Source organism: Vibrio sp. YT-18, assembly GCF_033337345.1.
In the GTDB taxonomy this organism is placed as follows: domain Bacteria; phylum Pseudomonadota; class Gammaproteobacteria; order Enterobacterales; family Vibrionaceae; genus Vibrio; species Vibrio alginolyticus.
The window spans coordinates 1-25,757 of record NZ_JAWOQO010000004.1; the positions used below are offsets into that span (position 1 = coordinate 1).

Annotated in this window: 18 protein-coding genes; 9 read left to right on the plus strand and 9 right to left on the minus strand. The window is 44.9% G+C overall.

Going from position 1 to position 25,757, the window contains the following annotated elements; all coding sequences use genetic code 11:
- Window positions 1–285: 285 nt before the first annotated feature.
- Window positions 286–1,581, minus strand: coding sequence for a tyrosine-type recombinase/integrase (locus R7M72_RS06800; RefSeq protein ID WP_017633489.1), 1,296 nt, complete (start codon window positions 1,579–1,581; stop codon window positions 286–288).
- A 496-nt stretch (window positions 1,582–2,077) separates the two neighbouring features.
- Here R7M72_RS06800 and R7M72_RS06805 point away from each other — a divergent pair, with 496 nt between their 5' ends.
- A complete protein-coding gene (locus tag R7M72_RS06805; protein WP_017633488.1) occupies window positions 2,078–2,881 on the plus strand; it encodes a MetQ/NlpA family ABC transporter substrate-binding protein in 804 nt (267 codons plus the stop codon).
- A 95-nt stretch (window positions 2,882–2,976) separates the two neighbouring features.
- Here R7M72_RS06805 and R7M72_RS06810 read toward each other — a convergent pair whose 3' ends face one another.
- Both R7M72_RS06810 and R7M72_RS06815 read right to left on the minus strand, forming a co-directional pair.
- Window positions 2,977–3,252: a hypothetical protein gene (locus R7M72_RS06810; protein WP_005379716.1), complete on the minus strand. Its 276-nt coding sequence runs from the start codon at window positions 3,250–3,252 to the stop codon at window positions 2,977–2,979.
- Window positions 3,253–3,475: 223 nt separating this feature from the next.
- Window positions 3,476–4,195, minus strand: coding sequence for an SIMPL domain-containing protein (locus tag R7M72_RS06815; RefSeq protein WP_005379714.1), 720 nt, complete (start codon window positions 4,193–4,195; stop codon window positions 3,476–3,478).
- A 233-nt stretch (window positions 4,196–4,428) separates the two neighbouring features.
- On the opposite strand from R7M72_RS06815, the gene R7M72_RS06820 reads away from it, so the two are divergent.
- From R7M72_RS06820 to dhaR, 5 genes are all read left to right on the plus strand, one after another.
- Window positions 4,429–6,192: a lysophospholipid acyltransferase family protein gene (locus R7M72_RS06820; RefSeq protein WP_315956841.1), complete on the plus strand. Its 1,764-nt coding sequence runs from the start codon at window positions 4,429–4,431 to the stop codon at window positions 6,190–6,192.
- A 595-nt stretch (window positions 6,193–6,787) separates the two neighbouring features.
- Complete coding sequence (locus R7M72_RS06825) at window positions 6,788–8,740, plus strand: PTS mannitol transporter subunit IICBA (RefSeq protein ID WP_064377416.1); 1,953 nt, start codon at window positions 6,788–6,790, stop codon at window positions 8,738–8,740.
- 111 nt (window positions 8,741–8,851) lie between these two features.
- Window positions 8,852–10,000, plus strand: a complete 1,149-nt coding sequence (locus R7M72_RS06830) for a mannitol-1-phosphate 5-dehydrogenase (protein ID WP_005379709.1) — start codon at window positions 8,852–8,854, stop codon at window positions 9,998–10,000.
- 86 nt (window positions 10,001–10,086) lie between these two features.
- Window positions 10,087–10,617: an MltR family transcriptional regulator gene (locus R7M72_RS06835; RefSeq protein ID WP_005379708.1), complete on the plus strand. Its 531-nt coding sequence runs from the start codon at window positions 10,087–10,089 to the stop codon at window positions 10,615–10,617.
- Between the two features lie 145 nt (window positions 10,618–10,762).
- Window positions 10,763–12,688, plus strand: coding sequence for a dihydroxyacetone kinase operon transcriptional regulator DhaR (gene dhaR, locus R7M72_RS06840; RefSeq protein WP_136976970.1), 1,926 nt, complete (start codon window positions 10,763–10,765; stop codon window positions 12,686–12,688).
- An 80-nt stretch (window positions 12,689–12,768) separates the two neighbouring features.
- On the opposite strand, the gene ptsP is transcribed toward dhaR, so the two are convergent.
- From ptsP to dhaK, 3 genes are read right to left on the minus strand one after another with little or no spacing between them, the layout of a single operon-like run.
- Window positions 12,769–15,168, minus strand: a complete 2,400-nt coding sequence (ptsP, locus tag R7M72_RS06845) for a phosphoenolpyruvate--protein phosphotransferase (RefSeq protein ID WP_258657546.1) — start codon at window positions 15,166–15,168, stop codon at window positions 12,769–12,771.
- Between the two features lies 1 nt (window position 15,169).
- A complete protein-coding gene (dhaL, locus tag R7M72_RS06850; RefSeq protein WP_170890667.1) occupies window positions 15,170–15,805 on the minus strand; it encodes a dihydroxyacetone kinase subunit DhaL in 636 nt (211 codons plus the stop codon).
- Between the two features lie 15 nt (window positions 15,806–15,820).
- A complete protein-coding gene (dhaK, locus tag R7M72_RS06855; protein WP_025768377.1) occupies window positions 15,821–16,879 on the minus strand; it encodes a dihydroxyacetone kinase subunit DhaK in 1,059 nt (352 codons plus the stop codon).
- A 353-nt stretch (window positions 16,880–17,232) separates the two neighbouring features.
- Between dhaK and R7M72_RS06860 the strand changes: the two genes are divergently transcribed.
- Window positions 17,233–18,315 carry a glycerol dehydrogenase gene (locus R7M72_RS06860; RefSeq protein ID WP_258657549.1) on the plus strand — a complete coding sequence of 361 codons (1,083 nt, stop codon included), beginning with the start codon at window positions 17,233–17,235 and terminating at the stop codon, window positions 18,313–18,315.
- 84 nt (window positions 18,316–18,399) lie between these two features.
- Here R7M72_RS06860 and glmS read toward each other — a convergent pair whose 3' ends face one another.
- Complete coding sequence (gene glmS, locus R7M72_RS06865) at window positions 18,400–20,232, minus strand: glutamine--fructose-6-phosphate transaminase (isomerizing) (protein WP_005379702.1); 1,833 nt, start codon at window positions 20,230–20,232, stop codon at window positions 18,400–18,402.
- A gap of 110 nt (window positions 20,233–20,342) precedes the next feature.
- On the minus strand, window positions 20,343–21,104 hold the full coding sequence (locus R7M72_RS06870; protein WP_005379701.1) for a DeoR/GlpR family DNA-binding transcription regulator: 762 nt from the start codon (window positions 21,102–21,104) through the stop codon (window positions 20,343–20,345).
- Window positions 21,105–21,537: 433 nt separating this feature from the next.
- Here R7M72_RS06870 and pykF point away from each other — a divergent pair, with 433 nt between their 5' ends.
- Both pykF and R7M72_RS06880 read left to right on the plus strand, forming a co-directional pair.
- On the plus strand, window positions 21,538–22,950 hold the full coding sequence (gene pykF, locus R7M72_RS06875) for a pyruvate kinase PykF (RefSeq protein WP_005392243.1): 1,413 nt from the start codon (window positions 21,538–21,540) through the stop codon (window positions 22,948–22,950).
- A 160-nt stretch (window positions 22,951–23,110) separates the two neighbouring features.
- Window positions 23,111–23,797: a GntR family transcriptional regulator gene (locus R7M72_RS06880; RefSeq protein ID WP_213869777.1), complete on the plus strand. Its 687-nt coding sequence runs from the start codon at window positions 23,111–23,113 to the stop codon at window positions 23,795–23,797.
- Window positions 23,798–23,851: 54 nt separating this feature from the next.
- Here R7M72_RS06880 and R7M72_RS06885 read toward each other — a convergent pair whose 3' ends face one another.
- Window positions 23,852–25,732, minus strand: a complete 1,881-nt coding sequence (locus R7M72_RS06885) for a GGDEF domain-containing protein (RefSeq protein ID WP_005379698.1) — start codon at window positions 25,730–25,732, stop codon at window positions 23,852–23,854.
- Between the last annotated feature and the right edge of the window lie 25 nt (window positions 25,733–25,757).

Consider the following 25,757-nt stretch of genomic DNA (forward strand, 5'->3'; position numbering starts at 1 on the left):
TTGACAAGCAAAACATACATATAAAAGGCCCAAATCGTGAAAGTTTCATTCTACTAAATGACTTTTTGTAGGGTAAAACGCAGGCTCTTTAACTTTATAGGGTATTTGACCTAACGAATTTTGGGGCACTTCTGAGTTACGGAGTGCCAACTGTGAAAGTTCTGGACATAATCGAGTGAGAATCAATTGAGCATGAAATCGTAAGACGTTATTTACAACTCTACGATACATCAATAAAAAGAAACAAAATAATGCAGCGTTCGCAGTGCGAACATCAATCCCACTTCACCAAAGACTAACCACGTTTGAATCTGTTTCCTCTGCTCTAGATAACTTGCTTTCCCATAACTCCAAAGCATAACGCTTCTCAGCCAAATATTCGTATCTATCGTAATGTTTTGAGCTAACGTCGTTTAGAGCATGGTTTTGTAGCCTGTCTCTCAATGCCTTACTTACCCCAATCTCTCCCATCAATGTTTTACAGGTTCGACGTAAATCCCTAGGGATAAAATACTCAAATTGCGGGTGATCATCTCTATAACGAGCAATGACTTGGCTCAATGAATCTAAGCGAACGTGGTCATTGTCATCTTTATGATGCGGGAAAATAAATGGACTAGCTGAGTTGCTTTCTCTGAGCCTCTCTAAGATAGACATCGCTGATTCAGTTAAAGGGACCAAGTGGCTACGCTTGTTTTTCGAAAGGTCCGGAGTGACAAGTAACGTTCGTTCATCCCAATTGATTGCCGTCCATTTTGATGCTGCAATCTCATAAGGTCTTTGTCCACCAGTATGAATACAAAGAAGAATAAGGCATCGCATCATTTCTGAGGATCGAACTCCTTCTATATCAAACTCAATATCATGCATAAACTGATGTAATTCCGTGAACGTTAGATAGCGCTCCCCTACTCGTTCTGCATCTTTTTGTTTTGGTATAGAAGATACTGGATTAAAGACGAGACCAAACTTAGCGTCTCTCAAGTAATTCGCAGGATCATTGTCATGTGAAAGGCCATAATTAAATGCGGCATGAAGGTAGCTTCTGACTCGATTGCTTTGTGTAGCGGCACCACGTTGTATCATGTGAGCTAATATCGTAACGATATTAGACGTCGTCACATCACAAGCCTTTGTTTCTTTGGAGATAAATGGATAAACCTCTTTCTCCAGTGACCGATAAACGTTTTGATAAGTCCGCTTCCCCTCTTTTTTCATTTGGTTTACATAACTTTGAAACAGCAACTCTAAGCTTCCCTTGCTCTCCTCCTCTCTTCGAGCTACTTCACGCTTTTTCTCTGCGTTGGCTAATTCAAATTTAGGATCGAGTCCCTGCTTTAACATTAAGCCCAGTTTATGCGCCTCCTTCCGCGCATCAACAAGACTGAGCGCCGGAAATCGCCCTAACTGAATAAAGAGACGTTTACCCTCGCGGTAGTAGCGAAAGACAAACCCTTTATTTCCACTAGCAAACACTTTCACTCCAAGACGTCCAGCGCCTTTAGTTCGGTCATCATCCCAAACGTAATACGCATTACTTTTAGGCTTTAAACCCACAATTTCTTTTTGCGTAATTGCCATAACAGTTCCTTTGTTGCGCAACTACACCCAGAGTTAAATTGGGTGTAGTTGTGGGTGTAGTTAGGAGGTCTCTTAATGACAGTTTGTGAGATATCACAAGATAAGGCAAGCTAAACAATCCACTAATTATCAATAATTTAAATACAATTTGAGATAACATGGAATTTGATAAAACAAATATTATCACGACTCATAATCGATTGGTCCGCAGTTCAAGTCTGCGAGGGGCCACCATATTCCGAAAGGCGTAGCAGGTTAATACCTACTACGCTTTTTTTGTATCTTATATCTTTGGGTACAATTTCGGTTGCGGTAACTCGTCATTAACCTCGTAATAGCTTTTCCTCTTCCCCTTTTCTTTAACTATTATCTGGCTTTCTATATGTAGCAATGAAACAAAATGTCCGCTCGTGATTTAAACCATTGACCCTCAGACAACTTCTGATAGGATGGACATACAAACGTATGGACGTCTAAAACAAAAAATGGAGCTACAATGAAAAGTATTGGTCACTTAAAGAAACTAGCTTTGATTCTCACGGCAGTAGTCGGCTTAAGCGCTTGTGGAGAAAAAGATGACTCTGTCATTAAAGTGGGCGCGACAGTTGGGCCACATGCACAAGTAGTCGAGGCGGTAGCGAAGGAGGCAGCGAAGCAAGGTTTGAATGTCGAAGTCATTGAGTTTTCTGACTACGTGACACCTAATGCCGCTCTTAGCGATGGTAGCATCGATATTAATAGCTATCAGCACCAGCCATTTTTAGACAACTTCAACAGTAGCCATAACGCCCAATTAGTATCAATTGGTCAGTCCATTCTTATGCGTATGGGGCTTTATTCCAATAAGTATCGCTCACTGCAAGAGCTTCCAAACAATGCACGTATAGCGCTTCCAAATGACCCTACCAACGGTGGTCGTGGTCTGTTGCTACTCGCCGATGCAGGTTTAATTGAGCTGAAACAGGGTGTTGGCCATAAAGCCGCCCTAACTGATATCACAAAAAACGCAAAATCATTTGAATTTGTCGAGGTAGATGCCGCTCAGCTACCAAGAACATTAGATGATGTGGACGCGGCTGCGATTACAATGAACTACGTAATGTCTTCTGGTTTAGATCCGAAGAAACAAAGTATCTATCTTGAAGCAAAAGACGCCCCATTAGCAGTCATGGTCATCGCCACTCGTGACGCAGACAAAAATAATGAAGCGTATAAAAAGTTCGTTTCTATTTATCAATCTCAAGCGATTCGTGATTATCTCGATCGCACTTTCAAAGGCACAATCGAAGCAGCTTTTTAATCAATAAAGCAGCGAATACTTTGCCCCACGAATCAGATAGAAAAGAGGCTAATGTTTTCTCATAGCCTCTTCTTTTCATTACTCACTAAATCGACTCATTGTCGACTTTCAGCCTCTAACTTCATTGCCAAATAAGCTTGATCAGCAGAAACCAATTCAGGGCGGTTAATCAACTTCCAGAGGAAGTATGGTGGGATTAAAAATACGATGAAGTAGAGAGATTCATGGAAAAAAACATCGGCTATCGTTTGCTGATGCTCCCAAAGTGCCGTCAGTGCGAAGAGCTCTAACATCACGCCTAATACGCCAAAGACGACAGAGACAACAATCGCTAAACCCAGTAGTTCTCTAACAAAGTGCTTGTATGCCATGATACTAATTCCTTCTAGCAATAAGTCATACTAACTTACGCTCATAAGAAACAAGTGAGCTTGATTATTATCAAACTCACCTCATCACTGTTAAGAACTTAGTTTTATAAAAAAGTACTTGTATATAGCGTCAGCGAAGACTGATTTCCCTATCACAGAGCATAGATACCTCTACAAATAGAAGGTGATGGAACGACCAACTATTGACTATATGAGCGCAACTTTAATCAGATAAGTAATATTGAACCGTCGATACCACTCGTACTTTCTTAATGTAAGGCGTGTTGCTGTCTCGGTCATAAATCGAGAACTGCCCTTGAGTTGCACGTTTGATCTTACCCAGTGAACTCTGTGAGTCTTTCGCAAATTTCTCAGCCACTTCACGCGCATTCTTAGTCGCTTCTTCGATCATGTCTGGCTTCACATCATTCAGCTTAGTAAAGCTGTACTCAACACGATTTGCATAAGGATCTTGGTTAAGCAAAACGCCTTGCTTTCCTAGCTCACCTATTTCATTGATTGCCGCTCGAACAACATCAACACTCTGGCTATAAACCGTAACGGTTCGCGAGGCCAAATAACGATACTCAATGTCTTGCTCGCTCCCATATTGCTGTGCTTTTCTGTCAATGACCGCTGGGGAAGAAAGGGAAACGCTGGTTTCAGGAAGCCCTTTGGCACTTAGAAAGTCCAAAATCAAACGGGTTTGCTGGTCAATTTCATCAAACATGGCTCCCATATCATTACTCGCTAGAGTAAATTGAATCGGCCAAATCACCGTATCAGCAGGATACTCACGCTCCGACAAACCTTTTACTGTCACGACTCTTTCATAGGCTCGGTATTTCACCGCCGTCTGCTGCATAAAATAGCCAAGTATGCCAAGACCAAGTATCAAACTTAGCCCAATCCAAAGTGCTGCTTTATTGGAAACTCGTTCCATTATTTCCCCCTGATAAATATCAACTTAGCTTAATCTTTGTTCTAGATAAGATAGCCTATCTCTTGTTTTAAGAGGGAGACATAACGCGAGTTTTGATTCATAGCACAGTGATATACCGTTTTCTTTAGTCAATAAAGCTTCATTGGTTTGTCACTAAAGGCTCATGCTTTTGCCTCTGAATTGTCATCTGTAATTTCTACTATCCAATCAGCAACTTGTACGCTGAGGTAAATATGGATAGTTCGACCCCTTTTCGTCTCCCACGTAAAACGCCGTTTGGCATTGGTGAAAACGTTGCTGAATGGGCAACCGGTTTAAACCAACTTGATAAGTTCTACGCCCAACGCCCCGTTAATGCCGATACCAAAACTTTTCTCCGCTTCACGCTGGATGTCTTAGGTATCGACTATCGTATTGCTCATGGTTCACTCGATTCAGTTCCCAAACAAGGTGCTACCGTCATTGTGGCGAACCATCCGCTTGGTTGTGTGGAAGGCGTGATCTTGGCTGAATTACTGTTGATGGTCAGAGACGATATCCAAATCCTAGCCAATCAATACCTGAAAACCGTGCCGGAGTTAGATCAGCTCTTTATTGGTGTCGATGTGTTTGAAGGCAAAGACGCCGTCAAATCAAATATGAAGGCCCTCAGAGCGGCTAATAAACACCTCGCAAGTGGCGGCTTATTGCTTGTCTTTCCTGCCGGTGAGGTTTCCCAGTTAGTCGATGCCAAACAGCAACGCTTGGAAGACAAAGCGTGGAGTCGAAGCGTAAGTAGCCTGATCCGCAAAAACAAAGCAACGACAGTTCCAGTATTCATCAGTGGTCAGAACTCGAAACGCTTCTATATGGCAGGGAAAATCCATCCACTTTTGCGTACCCTAATGCTCGGGCGGGAGCTACTGAACAAACATGCACAAACCATCAACTTGTCTTTTGGCCAAGCGATTAAATTCAAAGAGCTCAACACACTTAACGATGATCAAGTGGTGAACTATTTGCGGCTCAACACTTACTTGCTCAATCGTGAAACCCAATCAGTTAAGCCTTCTTCTTCATCAGAACTGCTCTCTCCAATAGCGGCAGGGTTACCCGTAGGCGAATTGCTTGAAGAGCTGAACAACTTACCAAAAGAGTCCAAGCTGCTAACAAGTGGTGAGTTCGATGTTTACTGCACGGAGTCGCAGAGTATCCCTTCCCTACTGCATGAAATTGGTCGCCTACGTGAGCTCAATTTCCGACAAGTTGGCGAAGGGACTGGACTAGCAATAGACATTGACCATTTCGATCATGATTACCTGCATCTGTTTGTGTGGGACAGAGAGAACCAATGCTTGGTGGGCGCGTATCGTTTAGGTCTGGTTGATCAACTGATTGAAAAGCGCGGCGTAGCAGGTCTGTATTCACGAACGTTGTTTAACTATGACCAACGCTTTATCGACCAAATGGGTAAATCCATTGAGATGGGGCGCTCTGTGATTGCACAGCAATATCAAAAGAGCATGAGCGCGCTACTGCTACTGTGGAAAGGCATCGCAACGTTCGTTCATCAAAACCCAGATTACACTCACCTATTTGGTCCGGTAAGCATTAGCAACGATTATAGCGATACTGCACGTCAATTACTGGCTCAATCAATGACACTGCACCACTACGACAACAATTGCGCAGAGTACGTCACACCTTCTAACCCACTTCCTGAGCACCACCGTGACTGGAACACCAGCATGCTCACTGCTCTGGGTGATTTACAGCTATTGTCACGTGTCATTGCCAGAATCGATGAAGGGAAAGGAGTGCCCGTTTTGCTACGTCAGTACTTAAGCCTCAATGGCAAGCTGGTATGCTTCAACGTCGACCCTGCATTCAATAACGCTCTAGATGGATTGATTATGGTGGATTTGCGCGATGTTCAAGAAAAGACGTTGGCAAGGTATATGGGACGCGAGCAAGCTCATGACTACCTCGTCTATCATACTAATAGCAACGATGATTAAGAACAGTGATTAAGTAGAGAGTTGGGAATCACAAGAAGAACCGTGTGGCGACTCACTTTATTTACCCTTTCACCAACTAATTAGGCGTGCTCCGTGAAGTGCGCCGAAAAGACTCTTACAGATACAATCTATCGAAAGATCTAGATAGCATTTATCTCACCAATTCCGTCACAAACTTTCACAAAAAACAAAAACAGATCCAAGTCACACTTTGAATCCACCACAACTCAACACAAAACGTGACATTGATCATCACAAGCATTTAATTCGAATTTCAAAAAAAATCAAAAGTGATCAAAGTCACAAAGTATTTTGATTTTAAATTTGTCAGAAGATCGGATTGATCACTAAGATTTTTATTGACAGGTTTGAAAGTTGCTTTTTGTTATTAAGTTACAAGTTAATAAGTTGAACTTGGTCACTTAAAAACCGTTTCTCAGCCTAAGAAATGCGGGCATAGATCACGAAAAACCCGTTGTCAGTTCCAATTGGAAAATGTGTGGTAAATTGATTGGGTACTAAGCAATCAAACAAACGGTTTTGGCGAACCGTTTACTACAACAAGATTCATCAGAACATCGAACGGGGAATTGTTATGATATCACCAGATGCCAAGATCAAGATACAAAATTTTGGTCGTTTTCTGTCAAACATGGTAATGCCAAACATCGGCGCGTTTATCGCGTGGGGCTTTATCACTGCTCTATTTATCCCAACTGGATGGCTACCAAACGAAACGTTAGCCTCTATGGTTGGCCCAATGATTACCTACTTGCTGCCACTACTTATCGGTTACACCGGTGGTAAATTAGTTGGTGGCGATCGTGGTGCGGTAGTCGGTGCAATCACAACAATGGGTGTGATTGTCGGCACAGACATCCCAATGTTTATGGGGGCAATGATGGTCGGCCCAATGGGCGGCTGGGCTATCAAGAAATTCGATAACTACATCGATGGTAAAGTAAAAAGTGGCTTCGAGATGTTGGTTAACAACTTCTCTGCGGGCATCATCGGCATGCTATGTGCGATCCTTGCTTTCATCTTTATCGGTCCATTCGTAAAAATTCTTTCTGGTGGCTTGGCGGCCGGCGTTAACTTCCTAGTTTCTGCTCACCTACTACCACTGACTTCAATCTTCGTTGAACCTGCGAAGATCCTTTTCCTAAATAACGCGATCAACCACGGTATCTTCTCTCCACTGGGTATCCAACAAGCGTCTGAGACAGGTCAATCGATCTTCTTCCTAATCGAAGCAAACCCAGGTCCTGGTCTAGGTATCCTGCTAGCTTACATGGTGTTTGGTAAAGGTACGGCTCGTCAAACTGCAGGTGGTGCATCAATCATCCACTTCTTCGGCGGTATCCACGAGATTTACTTCCCATACATCCTAATGAACCCTCGCCTAATCCTTGCGGCTATCGCAGGCGGTATGACTGGCGTATTCGTTCTAACTATCTTTAACGCAGGTATCGTTTCTCCAGCATCACCAGGTTCAATCTTTGCAATCTTGTTGATGACTCAGAAAGGCTCAATCGTTGGTGTTCTAGCGTCTATCGCAGCAGCAACAGGTGTGTCATTCGCGGTAGCAGCACTACTAATGAAGACACAAACGTCCACAGAAGAAGACGGTGATGAAGCAGCACTAGAAAAAGCAACATCACAAATGAAAGACATGAAATCTGCATCTAAAAACGATGCGGTGGTAAACAGCCAAAGCAAAGGTGACGTAGACCTAGCGACAGTACAAAGCATCATTGTCGCTTGTGATGCGGGCATGGGCTCGAGTGCAATGGGCGCGAGCATGCTACGCAAAAAGATTCAAGACGCAGGTCTGAACATCCACGTAACCAACCTTGCCATTAACAGCTTACCAGAGAGTGCAGATATCGTGATTACTCATAAAGACTTAACGGATCGTGCACGTAAGCATGCTCCAAACGCACACCATATTTCATTGACTAACTTCCTAAACAGCGAGATGTACAACCAGCTAGTCACCAAACTACTAGCAGCGCAAAACCAATCCGCAGCCAATGACGACCAAATGGTAAAAGTTTCGCTCGTGGCAGCAAACGACGACAACTTCGAGCCACAGCAAACGTCGGTGTTCCAAATCCAGCGTGAAAACATTCACCTAGGTTTGAAAGCTGCCAACAAAGAAGAAGCGATTCGCTTCGCGGGCAACAAGTTGGTCGAACTTGGCTACGCAGAACCAGAATACGTAGACGCGATGTTTGAGCGTGAAGCATTGGTTCCAACTTACCTAGGCGAATCTATCGCAGTGCCTCACGGCACGGTAGAAGCGAAAGACCGCGTGAAGAAAACCGGCATTGTAATCTGCCAATACCCATCGGGTATCCAATTTACTGAAGACGACGATGATGTAGCGAAACTGGTTATCGGCATTGCCGCTAAGAACGATGAGCACATCCAGGTGATTACCACCATTACGAACGCGCTCGATGAGCCGGAGGCAATTGAGAAGCTAACCAGCACCAACGATGTGGAAGAGATTCTAAACATCCTTGGCGGTCAACAAGCGGCTTAATTACCCCTTTAATTTGCTCCTGAGGCAAATGAGGTCAGCTGTCACCCCCTATGCGGTTGGCCTCCCCCTAGTTTCGTAAGTCAACATTTTAGACATTGGTAGGTAAGAATTATGAAAAACGCAGTTCATTTTGGCGCAGGTAACATTGGTCGTGGCTTCATCGGAAAACTCTTAGCAGATGCAGAAGTCGAGGTCACATTTGCAGACGTTGACGCTCCACTCGTCGACCAACTGAGTCACAAGCAAGAATACAAAGTAAAAGTGGTCGGTACTGAGTGCCAAATCGACACAGTAACTCACGTCACCGCGGTAAACTCAGCCAGTGAAGATGTCATCGACCGCATTGTAAAAACCGACTTGGTAACAACAGCGGTTGGCCCTAACGTACTGGACATCATTGCAAAAACCATCGCTACCGGCATTGCTAAACGCTTTGCAGCAGGTAACGATAAACCATTGAACATCATAGCGTGTGAAAACATGGTTCGTGGCACCACACACCTAAAAGGTGAAGTGTACAAACACTTGGATGAATCATTGCACGCGAAAGCAGACGAGTTGGTTGGCTTTGTCGATTCAGCGGTAGACCGTATCGTACCACCAGCAGAAGCGGCGAACGATGACCCACTAGAAGTCACTGTAGAGAGTTTTAGCGAATGGATTGTGGATGAGCAGCAATTCAAGGGCGAAATCCCTGACATAGCTGGCATGGAAAGAACCAACAACCTAATGGCATTCGTAGAACGCAAGCTGTTCACTCTCAATACTGGTCACTGCATTACCGCTTACCTAGGTTGCTTGAAAGGCCATCGCACCATTCGTGAAGCAATTGAAGACCCAAGCATTCACGCTGAAGTAAAACAGGCGATGCAAGAGAGTGGTGAAGTGCTGATCAAACGTTACGGCTTCGACCGTGACATGCACAACGCCTACATCGAGAAGATTTTAGGACGCTTTGCCAACCCATACTTAGTGGATGAGGTGGATCGCGTAGGTCGTCAACCAATTAGAAAATTGGGTGCAAACGATAGATTAGTGAAGCCTTTACTCGGTACAATTGAGTATGGCACTGAAAATCAAACACTTTTGAAAGGCATTGCCGCTGCGTTGAAGTACACTAACGACACTGACCCACAAGCCGTAGAGCTACAAAACTCATTAAAAGAAGTGGGTGTGAAGAAGACGCTAGCGACATACACAGGTCTTGCAGAAGACAGTGATGAAGTGGCTCAAATCGAGACACTTTACAACCAACTTTGATTTACCTAGGGGAGCTTGGCTCCCCTTCTATGTCCTTCTCTGCTTGAAGAGTTGGGATAGCTAATAATTAGAAATGTATTCAGTATATGGCAGATAACATCAACGAAACCGAGATCATTGAGCGATTAAACAGCGCCCCATCGGTACGAGGCTTTTTCATTGCAGCAGTCGACGTTTTTAACGATTCGATCGACGGGTTAGTGCAAAGAATCTTTCGTAAAGATAACTTCGCTGTTCAATCGGTTGTCGGTCCGCTGCTACAAGACTCTGGACCGCTGGGCGATCTGTCTGTTCGTTTGAAGTTATTGTTTGGCTTGGGAGTGCTCCCCGATGACATTTACCACGACATCGAAGACATCATCAAACTCAAAAACCAACTCAATAGTGACGCTTCAGATTACGAATTCACTGACCCGAATATTCTAGAACCAATTAAGAAACTGCACTTGGTGAAGAAAATGGGCATGGTGCAACTGGAAGTCAGCGAACCAGATGACGACATCGACCTTGAGTTTTATCAGCTACAACTGCAACGTCAACAACAAATCATAAAGTCAGGGCTCTCACTTGCCATTGTCGAGATTTGCAATGAGCTCGGCAAAGACAGCCCTTTTTAATCGAAAAACTGGCACGGAAGCCTCCTCAACTCGCCCCTCTTTTTGCACATTCTTCTATACAACGTGCGTGAAAGCCATCACAGTCCATATTCCGATGTCTCTGTAACATCAGACCAATCTATCGCTAGTATTGAAACGGTATCGCATGCTTTCAATCGAAGACACTAAAACTAAGTGGGAGTTTTTCCAGAAACACCACTGGGTATCTCCAGAATTTTCCCGCACTCCCGTCCTCGAGTCGTGGGAGCGTTGCATAAAGCAATGCAGCCCTTACACCTGGTCAAAACCACATATTGCCTCTGGATTTACCTTCTCATCTCTAATGAAGCGCAACGAACATCTCATCGAATGCGCCACGACCGTACTTGAAGATACGTACGATATGCTTGGTGACGAAGACCTGGTATTGATGGTAACCGATGGCAACGGCTGCATTCTATCTGTTGTGGGACATGACTCAATGCGACAAGAGATGCAAGCGCTCGGCATAAAACAAGGCTGTTTTCTCTCCGAAGGAAAGATAGGCACAAATGCAGTCAATCTCTGTATTAGTACTCATATCCCGTGTGAAGTTTTCGCAGCAGAACATTTCAATCGCCACTTACATCCTTATGCCTCTGTAGCGGCGCCTGTTTTCGACCAGTTTGGCAAGTTACGCGGCACAACATGCCTTCTCAAAAAAGCAGAGAGCTATAAGAAAGAAGACTTAGTCATCATCGCGTCGAGCGCGAAAGAAGTCAGCTTGCAAATCCACATTCAGTCGGAACAAGAAAACATGAACCGCCTCACTTGTGCGCATAACGCAACGTTAGAGTGCATGGATGACGGCCTTCTGGCCTGGGATGAAGAAAGCCGTATAACAATGGTAAATCACCAGTCCGAGCGTTTGTTAAACATTGAAGCCAGTCAGGTCTTGGATAAAGAAGTCTTTTCTGTTTTGCGCTTCCCACCGAATGTCCTTACTAGTATTGAGTCAGGTGCGAGCATAAACCGCAAACTCACAACGGTAGAGGTTCGTGGCGAGTTTGTTGAAGCGATCATCACCTTGCGTCCACTCAAAGACGGCACACACTTATTGTTCTTGCACCCTATCGATAAAATTCGCGAACTTGCTCAACAACAAATAGGTGGCAGTGCGCGCTATACGTTCAGCACTTTGCCTGTCATTTCACGAAAAATGAAGCATGTCATTACCGTTGCAAAACGGGCCATAAAGTCCAAATCACCAATTCTAATTACAGGTGAAGAAGGCGTAGGAAAAGCCACTCTCGCCATGGCGATTCATAACGAAAGCACCTACAAAGAAGGGCCATTCATTACGCTCAACTGTCGCTCCATCAATACAGAGCAACTGGTCAAAGAAACCCTGGGATACGACGAGGGGCAAGGCATGCCTTCAAAGTTTGAGCTCGCCCATGGCGGTACGCTCTTTTTAGAAAAGGTGGAATATCTGTCGCCCGATTTACAAGCCGTGCTACTTAAGTTGTTAAAAACTGGGCTCGTCAGCCGCAGCGACAGTTTGCGATTGATCCCCGTAGACTTTCAACTTATCACCAGCACCTCTTCAGAGATCAGCGAGTATGTCACTCAGCGCTCATTTGGTCGGCAACTTTATTATGAAATCTCCTCGAACGAGCTGCATATTCCACCACTACGAAAGCGTAAAGAAGACATTGAATTTCTCGTCCAGCAGCTTATCAGCCATTACGAACGCCGCCACAATGTGACTATCTCGATAGAGCCAGTCGCACTGGAAGCGTTGATGAATTTTCGTTGGTCAGGCAACAACTCTGAATTAAGAAATCGAACTGAGCGAATTTTGCTTAACCGCAGTTCCAACTTAATCAAGCTGAACGATATTCCTGAAGACATTAAACTGAATTCTCGCCATACCGCAGAAAATACGCCAGTAATCACGTTAGAAGAAGCCGAGAGAAGAGCGATTGTTCAGGCTTGGAATCAGTGTGATGGCAAAATGCATGATATGGCGAAAGCATTGCAAATTGGCCGCACGACCTTATGGAGAAAAATTAATAAGTTTGGGCTGCAGGAGCAAATGAAGCTGTATTAAGTCGTGAATTGGCGTTCCTATAACAAAAGTAAAACCGGCGTAAGCACGCCGGTACAGGTGTACTAACGATAAGGTATCGATTAAACATCGACAGACAACTGACGAATCTGCGCTTTTAGTCCCGGTAGCATGCTCGAACTGGCGCTGAATTTTCGCAACCCCACGCGGAGCAATGTTTCTGTGGCATTTGGATCGCCAGCCATCTCACCACACATACTAACCGGTATGCCCGCGCGATCGCCTGCTGCACACGTGAGCTCAATGGCTTTTAGTACCGATGGTTCAAAGTAGTTCACCAATTCAGCAACAGCGGCGTTACCTCGATCGGCGGCCATAACATATTGAGTCAAATCATTGGTGCCGATAGAGAAAAAGTCGACTTCTTGGGCTAACGCATCAGCATTTAATACCGCGGCTGGCACCTCAATCATAATACCAACGGGCAAATGAGTCGCATCCAAGCCGAGTTGGTTTGCTTGATGCGCCAACAGCACTTTTACTTTTCTCACTTCTTCAACCTGAGCCACCATCGGTATCATCAATTGAATATTCGGTTGCTCGTGAAAGGCTCTCAGAATGGCTCGAAGTTGAGCGGTAAACAATGACTCATGTTGAAGGCACAACCGCACCCCTCTCAAACCTAAAAATGGATTATCTTCCGCTGGCATAGGATAAGCGGCTAAAGGCTTATCACCGCCAACATCTAGACTACGAATCGTAAGTGGCTTATCACCAAGTGCGGCGGCAATATCACGATACACTTGGTATTGCGCTTCCTCAGTTGGCAACTCATCACTGTTTTGAAATAGAAACTCAGTCCGAAATAGACCAACGCCCTCAGCTCCTGATGTTAGTGCATCATCAATATCTTTCGGTCCACCAATATTGGCGAATACTGGAATATGGACACCATCACAGGTGACTGCGGCTTGCTGAGCACTCGCTAGTGCACTTTGTCGGGTGCTTTGCCACTCAATTTGTTGCGCTTCTAATTCCTGCTGTACGGCATCTGAAGGAGAGAACCATAAATGCCCTCGGAAGCCATCAATAGTCACCACTTGACCAGCACGCACAGCATCAAGGCAGCCCTGAGCTTTAACGATGGCAGGAATACCCATCGCACGGGCAAGAATCGCACTGTGAGAGGTTTTTCCTCCTTCACTCAAACAGATACCAAGCACTTTCGATTTATCAAGCCCGGCCACATCAGAAGGCATCAGGTCGCGGGCCAACAAAATACTCGGTTCCTGAATGTCGATGGCATTAGGCGTTACGCCTGTCATTTCAACCATAACTTGGCGTGCGATATCATGCACATCAGCTTCGCGTTCCCGCATGTACTGACTTTCTGCCTGGCGAAACTCTTCGGCCAACCTTTGCAGTGATTCTACCCAAGCTTGCTCGGCTATCATGCCCGTTTGAATTCGCGACTCGACCGATGCCCATAATTCTGGGTCACTGAGCATCATGCTATGAGCAGCAAATATTTCCCCTTTCGGCTGCTTCGCTTGCTCCTGCAAATGTTGAACAACCACGCCTATCGCACGCTTAACCCGTTCAATTTCATCTTGTTCACTTTGGAAATCACGTTCAGGCACAGCTGGCATTTCATGAGTAAAAAGGACAGCAGGAGCAGTAGCGATACCGTCATTAACTCGAATACCAACAACAGCACCTTCAATCTGACTTGAGGCCATGCCATCGAGCAGAGTATCCGAGCTTTCTTCAGGTTCGACAATGCCTTGCTCAACCGCCTCTTTTTCTCCGAAGTGCTCACTAGCTAAGGCTTCAAATGCCTTGATTGCTTCACTGGATTGAGAGCCGAGTGCGCACAGCGTGATCGTCTCTTGGCTACGAACGCCAAGTTTCGCAATGCTGTTTAAGCTTTTCGCGTTCACACGGCGCTCGCCTTTTTTCAACCATAATTGGCAGTCAAAAGGCGCGAGTGCACCAACAATGGCCGCAGCGGGACGAGCATGTAATCCATGCGGATTTTGCACTACCCAATCAAATGTCCGTTCTTGCTCAAAGTTCTCTGATACTGGCGCTATCTCAGCGGACGTTAGTGGCTGATCACCAAGGTGCTCTTGTTTTACGCTTAACGCATTCTGTGCCTCTTCGACTACCGTCGATAAAGGTAGTCCGGCGGCGGCAGCCACCGACGCCGCCATGGTTCCTTCAACAATAGGTGCCGAGATAAGGGTGACATTTTCCCTCACATGATCATCAATCAGATCCAGAGCCATTTCCGTGCTAAGCAACGCGCTGCCAAGATCCATCAACACAACAACCCCTTGTTGATCTTGTACCTGCTCAATCGCTTCCATCACTGCAATGGCATCGGTTCCGATCGGGTTCTCTGGATCATCAATCCCAGCAGCAATCGCAAGCTTGGCTTTGCCTTGCGTCATTTGGGTGGCAAGTTCTGCCACCCCTTCTGCAAGTCGACGACTATGAGATACAACTACAATTCCCACCATCTTAATTACCTGCTATTGCCTGCTGTAGTGCTTTAATCATTAACAAAGAAGAGGTTGCACCGGGGTCTTGGTGGCCAATACTACGTTCACCTAAATAGCTTGCTCGCCCTTTTTTCGCCAACATTTCAATCGTGGCAACCGCGTTCGTTTCTGCTAGCTCAACCATTTCATTCAGTAAGTGATCGGCGTTCATGCCATTTTCTAACGACGCCTTCACGCTAACTAAAACGGGTAACCAAACATCACACATGGTTTTATCACCCAGTTCTGCTTTACCACGAGACACCACGCCATCCACACCGCTTTTTAGTGCATCCACTAACTCTTCAAACGTTAATTGCTCTCGAGTTCCGACAGCGGCAGCCGTGCGAATAAACAGCGTGCCATACAGCGGGCCACTTGCCCCACCGACACTAGAAAGCAAGGTCATGCCCGTATTCTTGAGAATGCTGCCGATATTTTGGTCCGCAAATTGCGGCAGTTTTTCAGCAACTTTTTTAAAGCCTCGGTTCATATTGAGACCATGGTCTGCGTCACCAATATCACGATCAAGGTCGGTCAGAAAATCTTGATTCTCTTGATACGTTTTCGCACATAACTCTAACCAGTGAACGATATGTTGTTTTTCGATTTGCATGTTTGCTCCCCCCTGTTACCACTTGATTGCAGCCGTATCGACAGGAGCATCAAACAGCTCCAACATCTCTTTATCTGCTTTCAGCAACGTAATTGAAACGCCTTCCATATCGAGTGACGTACAGAAGTTACCAACCATATTACGCACGATACGGAACCCCGCTTGCTCGCAGTTATGGGCAAGACGGCGGTACACTCCGTAAAGCTCAGAAATTGGCGTTCCGCCCATACCATTCACCATCACAATGTAGTCGTGTTCAGCGGCGAAAGGCTCAATGCTGGATTCCACTTCATCCCATTCACCTTCGTCACGATTCCAAATACGCAATGTGCGCTGATAAGGCGTGTTTTCAGCAACTTCAGCAAACATTTCATCCACTAACGTATCGACGTCGGTGTATTTAACTCGCTTGATACCTGGTTCACCATGGATACCAACACCAAACTCAACTTCATCATCTTCCAGAACAAAAGATGGTTTACCCGCCGCTGGTACAACACAAGCATTAAGCGCCACGCCAAATGAACGACAGTGATTATTCACGCGACGAGCCAGCGCTTCACATTGCTCCAACGAATAACCTTTGTTCGCGGCAGCCCCAACTAACTTTTCAACCAATACCGTTCCAGCAACGCCACGGCGACCAGCGGTGTATAGGCTGTCTTTGACTGCAACATCGTCATCCACCAACACCGACCCAACTTTGATACCATCGGTATGAAGCAGCTCCACAGCCGTTTCAAAGTTCAACACATCACCGGTGTAGTTTTTAATGATAAACAGCACGCCCTCACCGGTATTCACTTGGTTGCCACATTCGTACATTTGATCGGGCGTAGGTGAAGTAAATACCTCTCCTGGGCAGGCGCCTGTCAGCATGCCTTTACCAATAAAACCTGCGTGCAAAGGTTCATGACCACAGCCACCACCAGAAACCAGTGCCACTTGCCCCGGAGTTTCCTCATGCCACATGTAACGAGGTTCGTAGTTCGCTTTTAGCTCAGGGCGGGACAATGCCAGACCTTCCATTTGCTGCAATACAACATCATCAACTTGGTTAATTAACTTTTTCATCGTTCTATCTCATTCCATTTATATTTTTATGTAGGGTATGAATTCATCTTAAACAGAGAAAAAGCGTGCTCAAAAAAAATCAATCTGTTTCATATTGAAACAAAAACTTCGGCATTATTGTTTCAATATGAAACGAAAAACGACAAATTTTCCTGAATAGTGATCGTCGCCATAAAGCATGCTGATGCTTATTACTTCTGACAGTCGGTTTGACACAGAGGTCATAAAAGCATGGAACAAAACCAGAGATATCCTTCACCACTTACCACACCAAACCTAATATAAACCTTATCCCTACAATGGATATTCATTGCAGTCCAAAACACACATAAAAAAGGTTAAAGGTTTGAATTATGGACAAAATTATTATCAGCCCAAGCAAATACGTCCAAGGTGAACAAGTACTTACATCTATCGCTCACTATGTGAAAACATTGGGTGAACGTCCGTTAGTAATTGCCGATGAGTTCGTGACTAACCTGGTTGGCGATGACGTCAAACAAAGTTTTGCTGACGAAAAGCTTCCACTCACTATGAACATTTTTGGTGGCGAATGTTCACGCGTTGAGATTGAACGCATCACGGACATTTGTGCCACTCAGAAACACGATGTCATTGTCGGTATTGGTGGTGGTAAAACGTTAGATACAGTAAAGGCTGTTGCGTTTTACACAAAAATTCCTGTCGTGGTGGTTCCTACGATTGCCTCGACTGATGCGCCAACCTCAGCGCTTGCGGTGATATACACACCTGAAGGTGAATTTGCAGAATATTTGATGATCCCTAAAAACCCAGACATGGTCATCATGGATACGTCAGTCATCGCCAAAGCCCCTGTTCGCTTACTTGTATCGGGGATGGGCGACGCGCTTTCCACCTACTTTGAAGCTCGTGCCAACATGACTTCTGGTAAGGCAACAATGGCTGGTGGGTTAGCGACGCGTTCAGCACAAGCGCTTGCGAAACTTTGCTATGAAACCTTGCTTGAAGATGGTGTAAAAGCAAAAGCTGCAGTAGAAAATGGTGTGAGCACCAAAGCGGTAGAAAACATTATTGAAGCCAATACATACCTTAGCGGTATCGGTTTTGAAAGCAGTGGTCTAGCGGGTGCTCACGCTATTCATAACGGCCTAACTAAGCTTGAAGAGTGTCATCATCTCTATCATGGTGAGAAAGTCGCGTTCGGCACACTAGTTCAGCTGGTACTAGAAAACGCAGCGATGGAAGAGATTAATACGGTTCTTGCATTCTGCCGCTCTGTAGGTCTACCAACCAACTTATTTGATATGGGCGTTAAAGAGCTTAACCACGCTAAGTTGCGCGAGGTCGCCGAAGCCTCAACGGCCGAGGGAGAAACCATCCACAATATGCCATTCCCAGTGACGGCAGAAAATGTCTACTCTGCAATTCTAACCGCTCACCAGTTGGGTCAATAACTCACAAACCTTAAAATGGGTTTAAATAAAAAAGCGGCACATACTCTCGCATGTGCCGCTCAGGATTTTTGCTGTTAAGCGTAATTACTCAACCGTTACCGCTTTCGCTAGGTTACGTGGTTGGTCTACGTCCGTACCTTTGATCAGTGCTACGTAGTAAGACAGCAACTGCATTGGGATGGTGTAGTAGATCGCCGCCGTGATTTCACTAACGTGAGGCATAGTGATGATCTTCATTGTCTCATCGCCTTCGAAGCCTGCGTCTGCATCTGCGAATACGTATAGAAGGCCGCCACGCGCACGCACTTCTTCAACGTTTGATTTTAGCTTTTCAAGTAGGTCGTTGCTTGGTGCAACCACAACAACAGGCATGTCAGCATCAATTAGAGCCAGAGGACCGTGTTTCAGTTCACCCGCCGCGTACGCTTCTGCGTGGATGTACGAGATCTCTTTCAGTTTTAGAGACGCTTCCATCGCGATTGGGTAGAACTCGCCACGGCCTAGGAACAATGTGTGGTGCTTGTCTGCAAAATCCGTTGCAAGTGCTTCAATTTCTTTCTCGAAAGAAAGTGCCGCGTTGATTTGCTTAGGAAGTGCGTGTAGCGCTTCAACAATCTCTTTTTCTTTCTCTTTGCTGATGCGACCTTGCTCTTTACCCAGTGCTGTTACCAGCATAAGTAGTGCAGAAAGCTGAGTCGTGAACGCTTTGGTTGAAGCCACACCGATTTCAACACCAGCGCGAGTCATGAACGCAAAATCTGATTCACGAACCAGAGAAGAGCCTGCTACGTTACAAATGGTCATCGCCGCCATGTAACCTTTCTCTTTTGCTAGGCGAAGTGCTGCTAACGTATCTGCAGTTTCACCAGACTGAGACAACGTAATAAGAAGGCTGTTTGGACGAGTCACAAACTTGCGGTAACGGAATTCAGACGCAATTTCTACATCACAGCTAACGCCTGCAATGTCTTCAAACCAGTAACGTGCCGTCATACCTGCGTTGTAAGACGTACCACACGCCACGATTTGTACGTGTTCTACTTTGCTTAGAATGTCTGCCGCGTGCACACCGATCGCGTCTGTCACAACAGAATCTGACGTGATACGACCTTCCATTGTGTTGATCAACGCTTTAGGTTGCTCATAGATTTCTTTTTGCATGAAGTGACGGTATTGGCCTTTATCACCTGCATCATGCTCTGCATTAGATTCAACAATTTCACGCTCAACTGGCTCACCCGTTGCATCAAACACAGTGACTTCACGGCGAGTAATTTCTGCTACGTCCCCTTCTTCTAGGTACATGAAACGGCGCGTAACGTTAAGTAATGCAAGTTGGTCAGACGCTAGGAAGTTTTCACCTACACCAAAACCGATCACGATCGGGCTGCCTGAACGTGCTACTACGATGCGAGATGGATCTTTGCGATCCAACGCTACCGTGCCGTATGCGCCTTCAAGTTGTTTTGCTGTTTTTTGTACCGCTTCTAATAGCGTTTCTGAAGTACGAAGTTCCCACTCAACCATGTGTGCGATAACTTCTGTATCCGTTTGCGATTCAAACACGTAGCCACGAGATTGAAGCAGCTCACGCAGCTCTTCATGGTTTTCGATGATGCCGTTATGGACCACTGCGATATCACCAGACATGTGTGGGTGAGCATTGATTTCAGAAGGTTCACCGTGCGTCGCCCAACGAGTGTGCGCAATACCAGTTCCGCCGATCACTTTTGCTTCTTCTACTGCATCAGCCAATTCTTGTACTTTACCCAAGCGACGAACGCGCGTTAGGTTTGATTCGCCATCAACAACCGCAACGCCAGCAGAGTCGTAACCGCGGTACTCTAAGCGGCGTAGACCTTCAACCAAAATTTCTGCAACATCTCGTTGTGCTACTGCACCTACGATTCCACACATGTGTTTATCTCCGTTTGTAGTTTTGTTCTTCCCTAGCCATGATTTCAAATAGAGGCAGCAAGCAAAGGCCTTTATCCAGAGGGAAGTAAAATATGAAACTGATTACATTATTAGGCGCAAATGACTTTCACGCCATGTTGTTCAATCTGTACTTTATGCTCTGCTTGGATATCTGCATCGGTCACCAACACATCAACTTGATGCCAAGCGAGCTCTAAGTTTGGGATCTTACGGCCGATTTTTTCGGACTCGATCATTACGATCACTTCACGTGACGCTTCTGCCATTACCTTACTTAAGCCAACCAACTCATTAAATGTCGTGGTTCCACGCTCGAGATCGATGCCATCCGCACCGATGAATAGTTGGTCAAAGTCGTAAGCTCGTAATACAGATTCGGCTACTTTGCCTTGAAAGGACTCTGAGTGCGTATCCCAAGTACCGCCAGTCATCAGCAGTGTCGGTTCGCTCTCTAATTCATTTAGGGCGTTAGCAACATGCAACGAGTTGGTCATGACCACTAAGCCACGTTTGTCATTCAACTGTTGAATCAGCGCGGCAGTCGTGCTGCCACTGTCGATCACGATGCGATTATGATCGCGAATCAATGATGCTGCTGCTTTTGCTAAGCTTAACTTTCGAGTCGAAACATTAGCGCCCAATTCTTCGTGAATGACTTCCTTTGGGATAGCAATCGCACCGCCATAGCGGCGTAGAAGTTGGCCGTTTTTCTCTAAAGAAGCTAAATCCTTTCTAATCGTGACCTCTGAGGTTTCGAATTTCTGAGCAAGTTCATCAACGCTGACTTCTCCTAGTTCAGAAACCAAGTTAGAAATGGCGTGTCTTCTTAATTGAGTGTTTCGTTTCGACATTTAAGTTTTGACTTTAAGTTTCGATGTGAAACTTATTATAGTCAAACCGAAACTTTTAAGTCCATTTATTTCGATCCAAAAAATTAATATTTCTCGATAAAACCTTGTCCTAAGACAATTCTTAAACAGTGATATTGGATTCATTCAGTGGTAGAATTCGCCACCGAAAAGAAAAAAAATTACAGAATTGAAGGCTATTTTTTTGCAACTTTCTGCATATAAAGTGGGATTAGTCACAAAAAGGTAACCAAAATCGCCGATCTTTTAGTCATAAAATGACTAAACTTGGTGAAAGACTTTCAGAATCTGAAGTTCTAATAATGAGACGAAAAATCGGTGGGTGACAGGTACTAAATGTCATCAAAAACGTCCTGACTTCAGAGTAAATAACCGACTTTCAAATTGTAACTATACTTACCGGAGAGTATCTTCCATGAAAAAGACCAAAATCGTATGTACGATTGGCCCTAAAACAGAATCTGTAGAGAAGCTAACTGAACTAGTTAACGCAGGCATGAACGTAATGCGCCTTAACTTCTCTCACGGTGACTACGAAGAACACGGCACTCGTATCGCGAACTTCCGTAAAGTAATGGAAGCTACTGGCAAACCACTAGCAATTCTTCTAGATACTAAAGGTCCAGAAATCCGCACTATCAAGCTAGAAGGCGGTAACGATGTTGATCTAGTAGCAGGTCAAGAATTCACTTTCACAACTGACACTTCAGTTGTAGGTAACAAAGATAAAGTTGCAGTAACTTACGCTGGTTTCGCAGCAGACCTAAACGTAGGTAACACTATCCTAGTAGACGACGGTCTAATCGAGATGGAAGTTATCTCTAAGACTGAAACTGAAGTTAAATGTAAAGTTCTTAACAACGGTGCACTGGGCGAAAACAAAGGTGTTAACCTTCCTGGCGTTTCTGTAAACCTACCTGCACTATCTGAAAAAGATAAGAACGACCTAAAATTTGGTTGTGAGCAAGGCGTTGACTTCGTAGCAGCTTCTTTCATCCGTAAAGCGTCTGACGTTCAAGAAATCCGTGAAGTACTTGCTGCAAACGGCGGCGAGAACATCCACATCATCTCTAAGATCGAAAACCAAGAAGGTGTTGATAACTTCGACGAGATCCTAGAGCTTTCTGACGGCATCATGGTTGCTCGTGGTGACCTAGGTGTTGAAATCCCAGCTGAAGAAGTAATCTTCGCTCAGAAAATGATGATCGAGAAGTGTAACCGTGCACGTAAGATGGTTATCACTGCAACTCAAATGCTTGATTCTATGATCAACAACCCACGTCCTACTCGTGCGGAAGCAGGCGACGTTGCTAACGCAGTAATGGACGGTACTGACGCAGTAATGCTTTCTGGTGAAACGGCGAAAGGTAAATACCCTGTTGAAGCGGTAACTATCATGGCTCAAATCGCGAACCGTACTGACTCAGCGCTAAAAGCTGAACTAGGTTCTCGTCTAGACAGCCCACGTCTTCGCATCACTGAAGCAGTATGTAAAGGCGCTGTAGACACAGCTGAGAAACTAGCAGCTCCACTTATCGTTGTTGCAACTGAAGGCGGTAAGTCTGCACGTTCAGTACGTAAGTACTTCCCAACTGCAAACATCCTAGCGCTAACAACTAACAAGAAAACTGCTGCACAGCTAGTTCTAACTAAAGGTGTTACTCCTGTAGTTGTTGATTCAATCGAAAGCACTGACGCATTCTACGTAGCGGGTAAAGAACTTGCTCTAGAATCAGGTCTAGGTAACAAAGGCGATATCGTTGTTATGGTTTCTGGCGCTCTAGTTGCTTCAGGTACTACGAACACAGCTTCTGTACACGTACTATAAGACTGAACTTTTAACACTTCAGTTTCTTGAGAAGGAGGGCTTATGCCCTCCTTTTTTATATGGCTTTCTTGCTCTCATAATAGGCTAATTGTATTATTCACCTCTATCAGAATTTCGTACTGTTTAATTTTATCGTCACGATTAAAGTTTCTTCTATGAGGTGTATGTGTCTAGTCCCACTCTTACCGACAAAGTATTAAGAATGATCCGTCAGGATATTCTCGATGGCGAGCTTAAACCAGGTCAAAAACTCGTGGTTGCCGAACTCAAAGAGAAGTACAACGTAGGAGCGTCACCCATTCGAGAAGCATTGGTGCAATTATCTTGGAGCAAATACGTCAAACTCGAGCCGCAAAAAGGCTGCTGGGTTGCACCTGTATGTAAAGATGAGTTACATGACTTGTACGAAAGCCTGCAAATGGTCTCCGCATGCTTACTCAGTAAGGCAATCATGATTGGCGATGAAAAATGGGAACTGGATGTACTAACTGCTTATCACAAGTTATCCCGAGTAAAACCTGGCGAAAGCTTTTGTTGGAGGGAATGGGAAGAGCGCCAAAATCAGTTTCTTACTGCGCTGTTTGAAGGTGCTGGCTCTGTCAATATGTTTGGGTTTTTCCGCGATCTACTCACGCAAATTAAACGCTACCAATACTTCGCGATGCTGATTTTAGGCACAGGGAACCCTGGGCACTGTAATCTCGATGAGCAAGAAATACTGATGAAGGCATCGCTAGACAAAAAGAGTCAGGATGCTTTAGGTTATCTAGAGCGTTATTTGAGACAGTCAATACAGTGTATCGAAGCCGCCATCGACAACCAATGTCGCATACTGGCTAGCGAATAACGCTGAGACTGAAAAAGCGGGGTCTATCCCCGTTTATTCGTTTTTGTAAAAGCGCTAAGCAATATCATCATAACTATGACACAGCGATACGCAGTTACGCCCTGCACTTTTTGACTCATACAAAGCAATATCAGCACATTTATACGTTCTTGTACGATCAGAGGTTAAATCACTATACCCAGCACTGACAGTAATGCCTCTATCACTACGCATTTGAACCGCGACACGTAGCCTGTTCAATACAATTTCAGCCTCTTCTAGTGTTGTATGCGGCATAATCACTGCAAATTCCTCACCACCGACACGAGATACAAAGTCTGTGCTGCGGACTTCTTCTAGGAGGGTTTCTGCGACACTACAAATCACCTTGTCTCCTTCGTCGTGGCCAAGCTCGTCATTAATACGCTTAAAATGGTCAATATCAAACAACGCCAAACAAGCAGGAGGGCTATCAGGATAGCGTTCAATAATCCCCGCATATTGCGCCAATTGCTCTTCAAATTTTCGGCGGTTCCACAACCCCGTCAAGCCATCTTTTTCGCTTAGGTTTCGTAATTTTTCTTCTAACTCTTTTTGCCCAGAGATATCCACCAGCGACGTAATGTAATAACTCACTTTACCTGATTTGGTTAAATTCGCCTGAATACGCATTATTGCAGTAAAGACTTGATTAAACTTAGTTCGACAACGAATCTCCCCTTCCCATACGTGTTCACTCTTCAGTGTTTTCCAGATACTCAGGTTTGCTTCGAGATCTTCAGGTAAGAGAATTAAATGATGTGCACTCCAACCTTGGGCATGCTTGGTTGAGTAACCCATCATGTTTTCAAACTCTTGATTAACCATGATGATTCTATGTGAAGCATCCGAGATCATCACCGCAGTCATACCATCAAGAGCAGCTCGAGCCAACTTCGATTCCATACTATGACGCCGATAATGCAGAGCAAGGGCTGCCGTCGGCAAAGTGAAGCCGAGCACCAAACTTAGAACAAAAAACGCTTCTTGGATTAAGTCATCAATATCCCTCTGAGCTCGGGATAATAACTGCTCATTGGTAAGATCAATAACCAGATGAAGAGGTTCGCTAGAAACAAACTGGATGGTGCGATACGCGACCAAATTCGAACCATTGTAAGCATAGCCCGAATCTTTTGAATTTAAACTACGCCAAATGTTTGGGTACATCCGGCCAAAATTAAATTGAGAGCGAGCGGGAATTATATGGCCATACAAACGAGCTGATTTAGGGCTATCAATGTAAAATCCGTCACTTTTAATCAGCTCAATATGGAAATCAAGCACTGACGAATAGTTGAGTCGAGAAGATAAATAGTCAATATCAACATTAAGGACGAGATACCCTTCGCGCTTTCCGTTAAGCGAAATAGGCATCAAAATGCGCAGTGACGGGCTATAGGGATAGACTAACTCGCCATACTCTCGTTCTAAACCTATCCCCCACGAAGCGATTTCGCCATCGTCTAAGTTCTTAGCGAATTGAAAGTAATCTCGCTCTGACTTATTTTGCAATTTGATCGCGGGCAACGCAGCGCCTGTTTCAATCTCATAATTAATCCTCACTTTTTCTCGACCAGAAACATCAAGAAAGCGAATTTGCTTATACAACTTTTGATTGATTGCGACCGAGATCCACATGTCTTCTAAGATGGAACGGTTCACCCGGTTAGGTTGGCGCAGATATTCATACAGACTTTGGCTGTGACCAAGTAGGTCACTGATCGTTTCGATTTGATCCTGAATATTGCTGTATTCACGGCCAGTATAGGCCAATTGATGTAACGCTTCTTGAGCGGTGTTCTCAACATTGTTTTCTAACAACGTCAGATATTTCTGATAGTAGTAAGCGGCAGTGAGTGCACTAAAAAATAGTGCTGTCGCCAATAAGGTGCCGACTCGCTTAGGTACTTTCACACGTCTAATGCCTATCATGCTTACT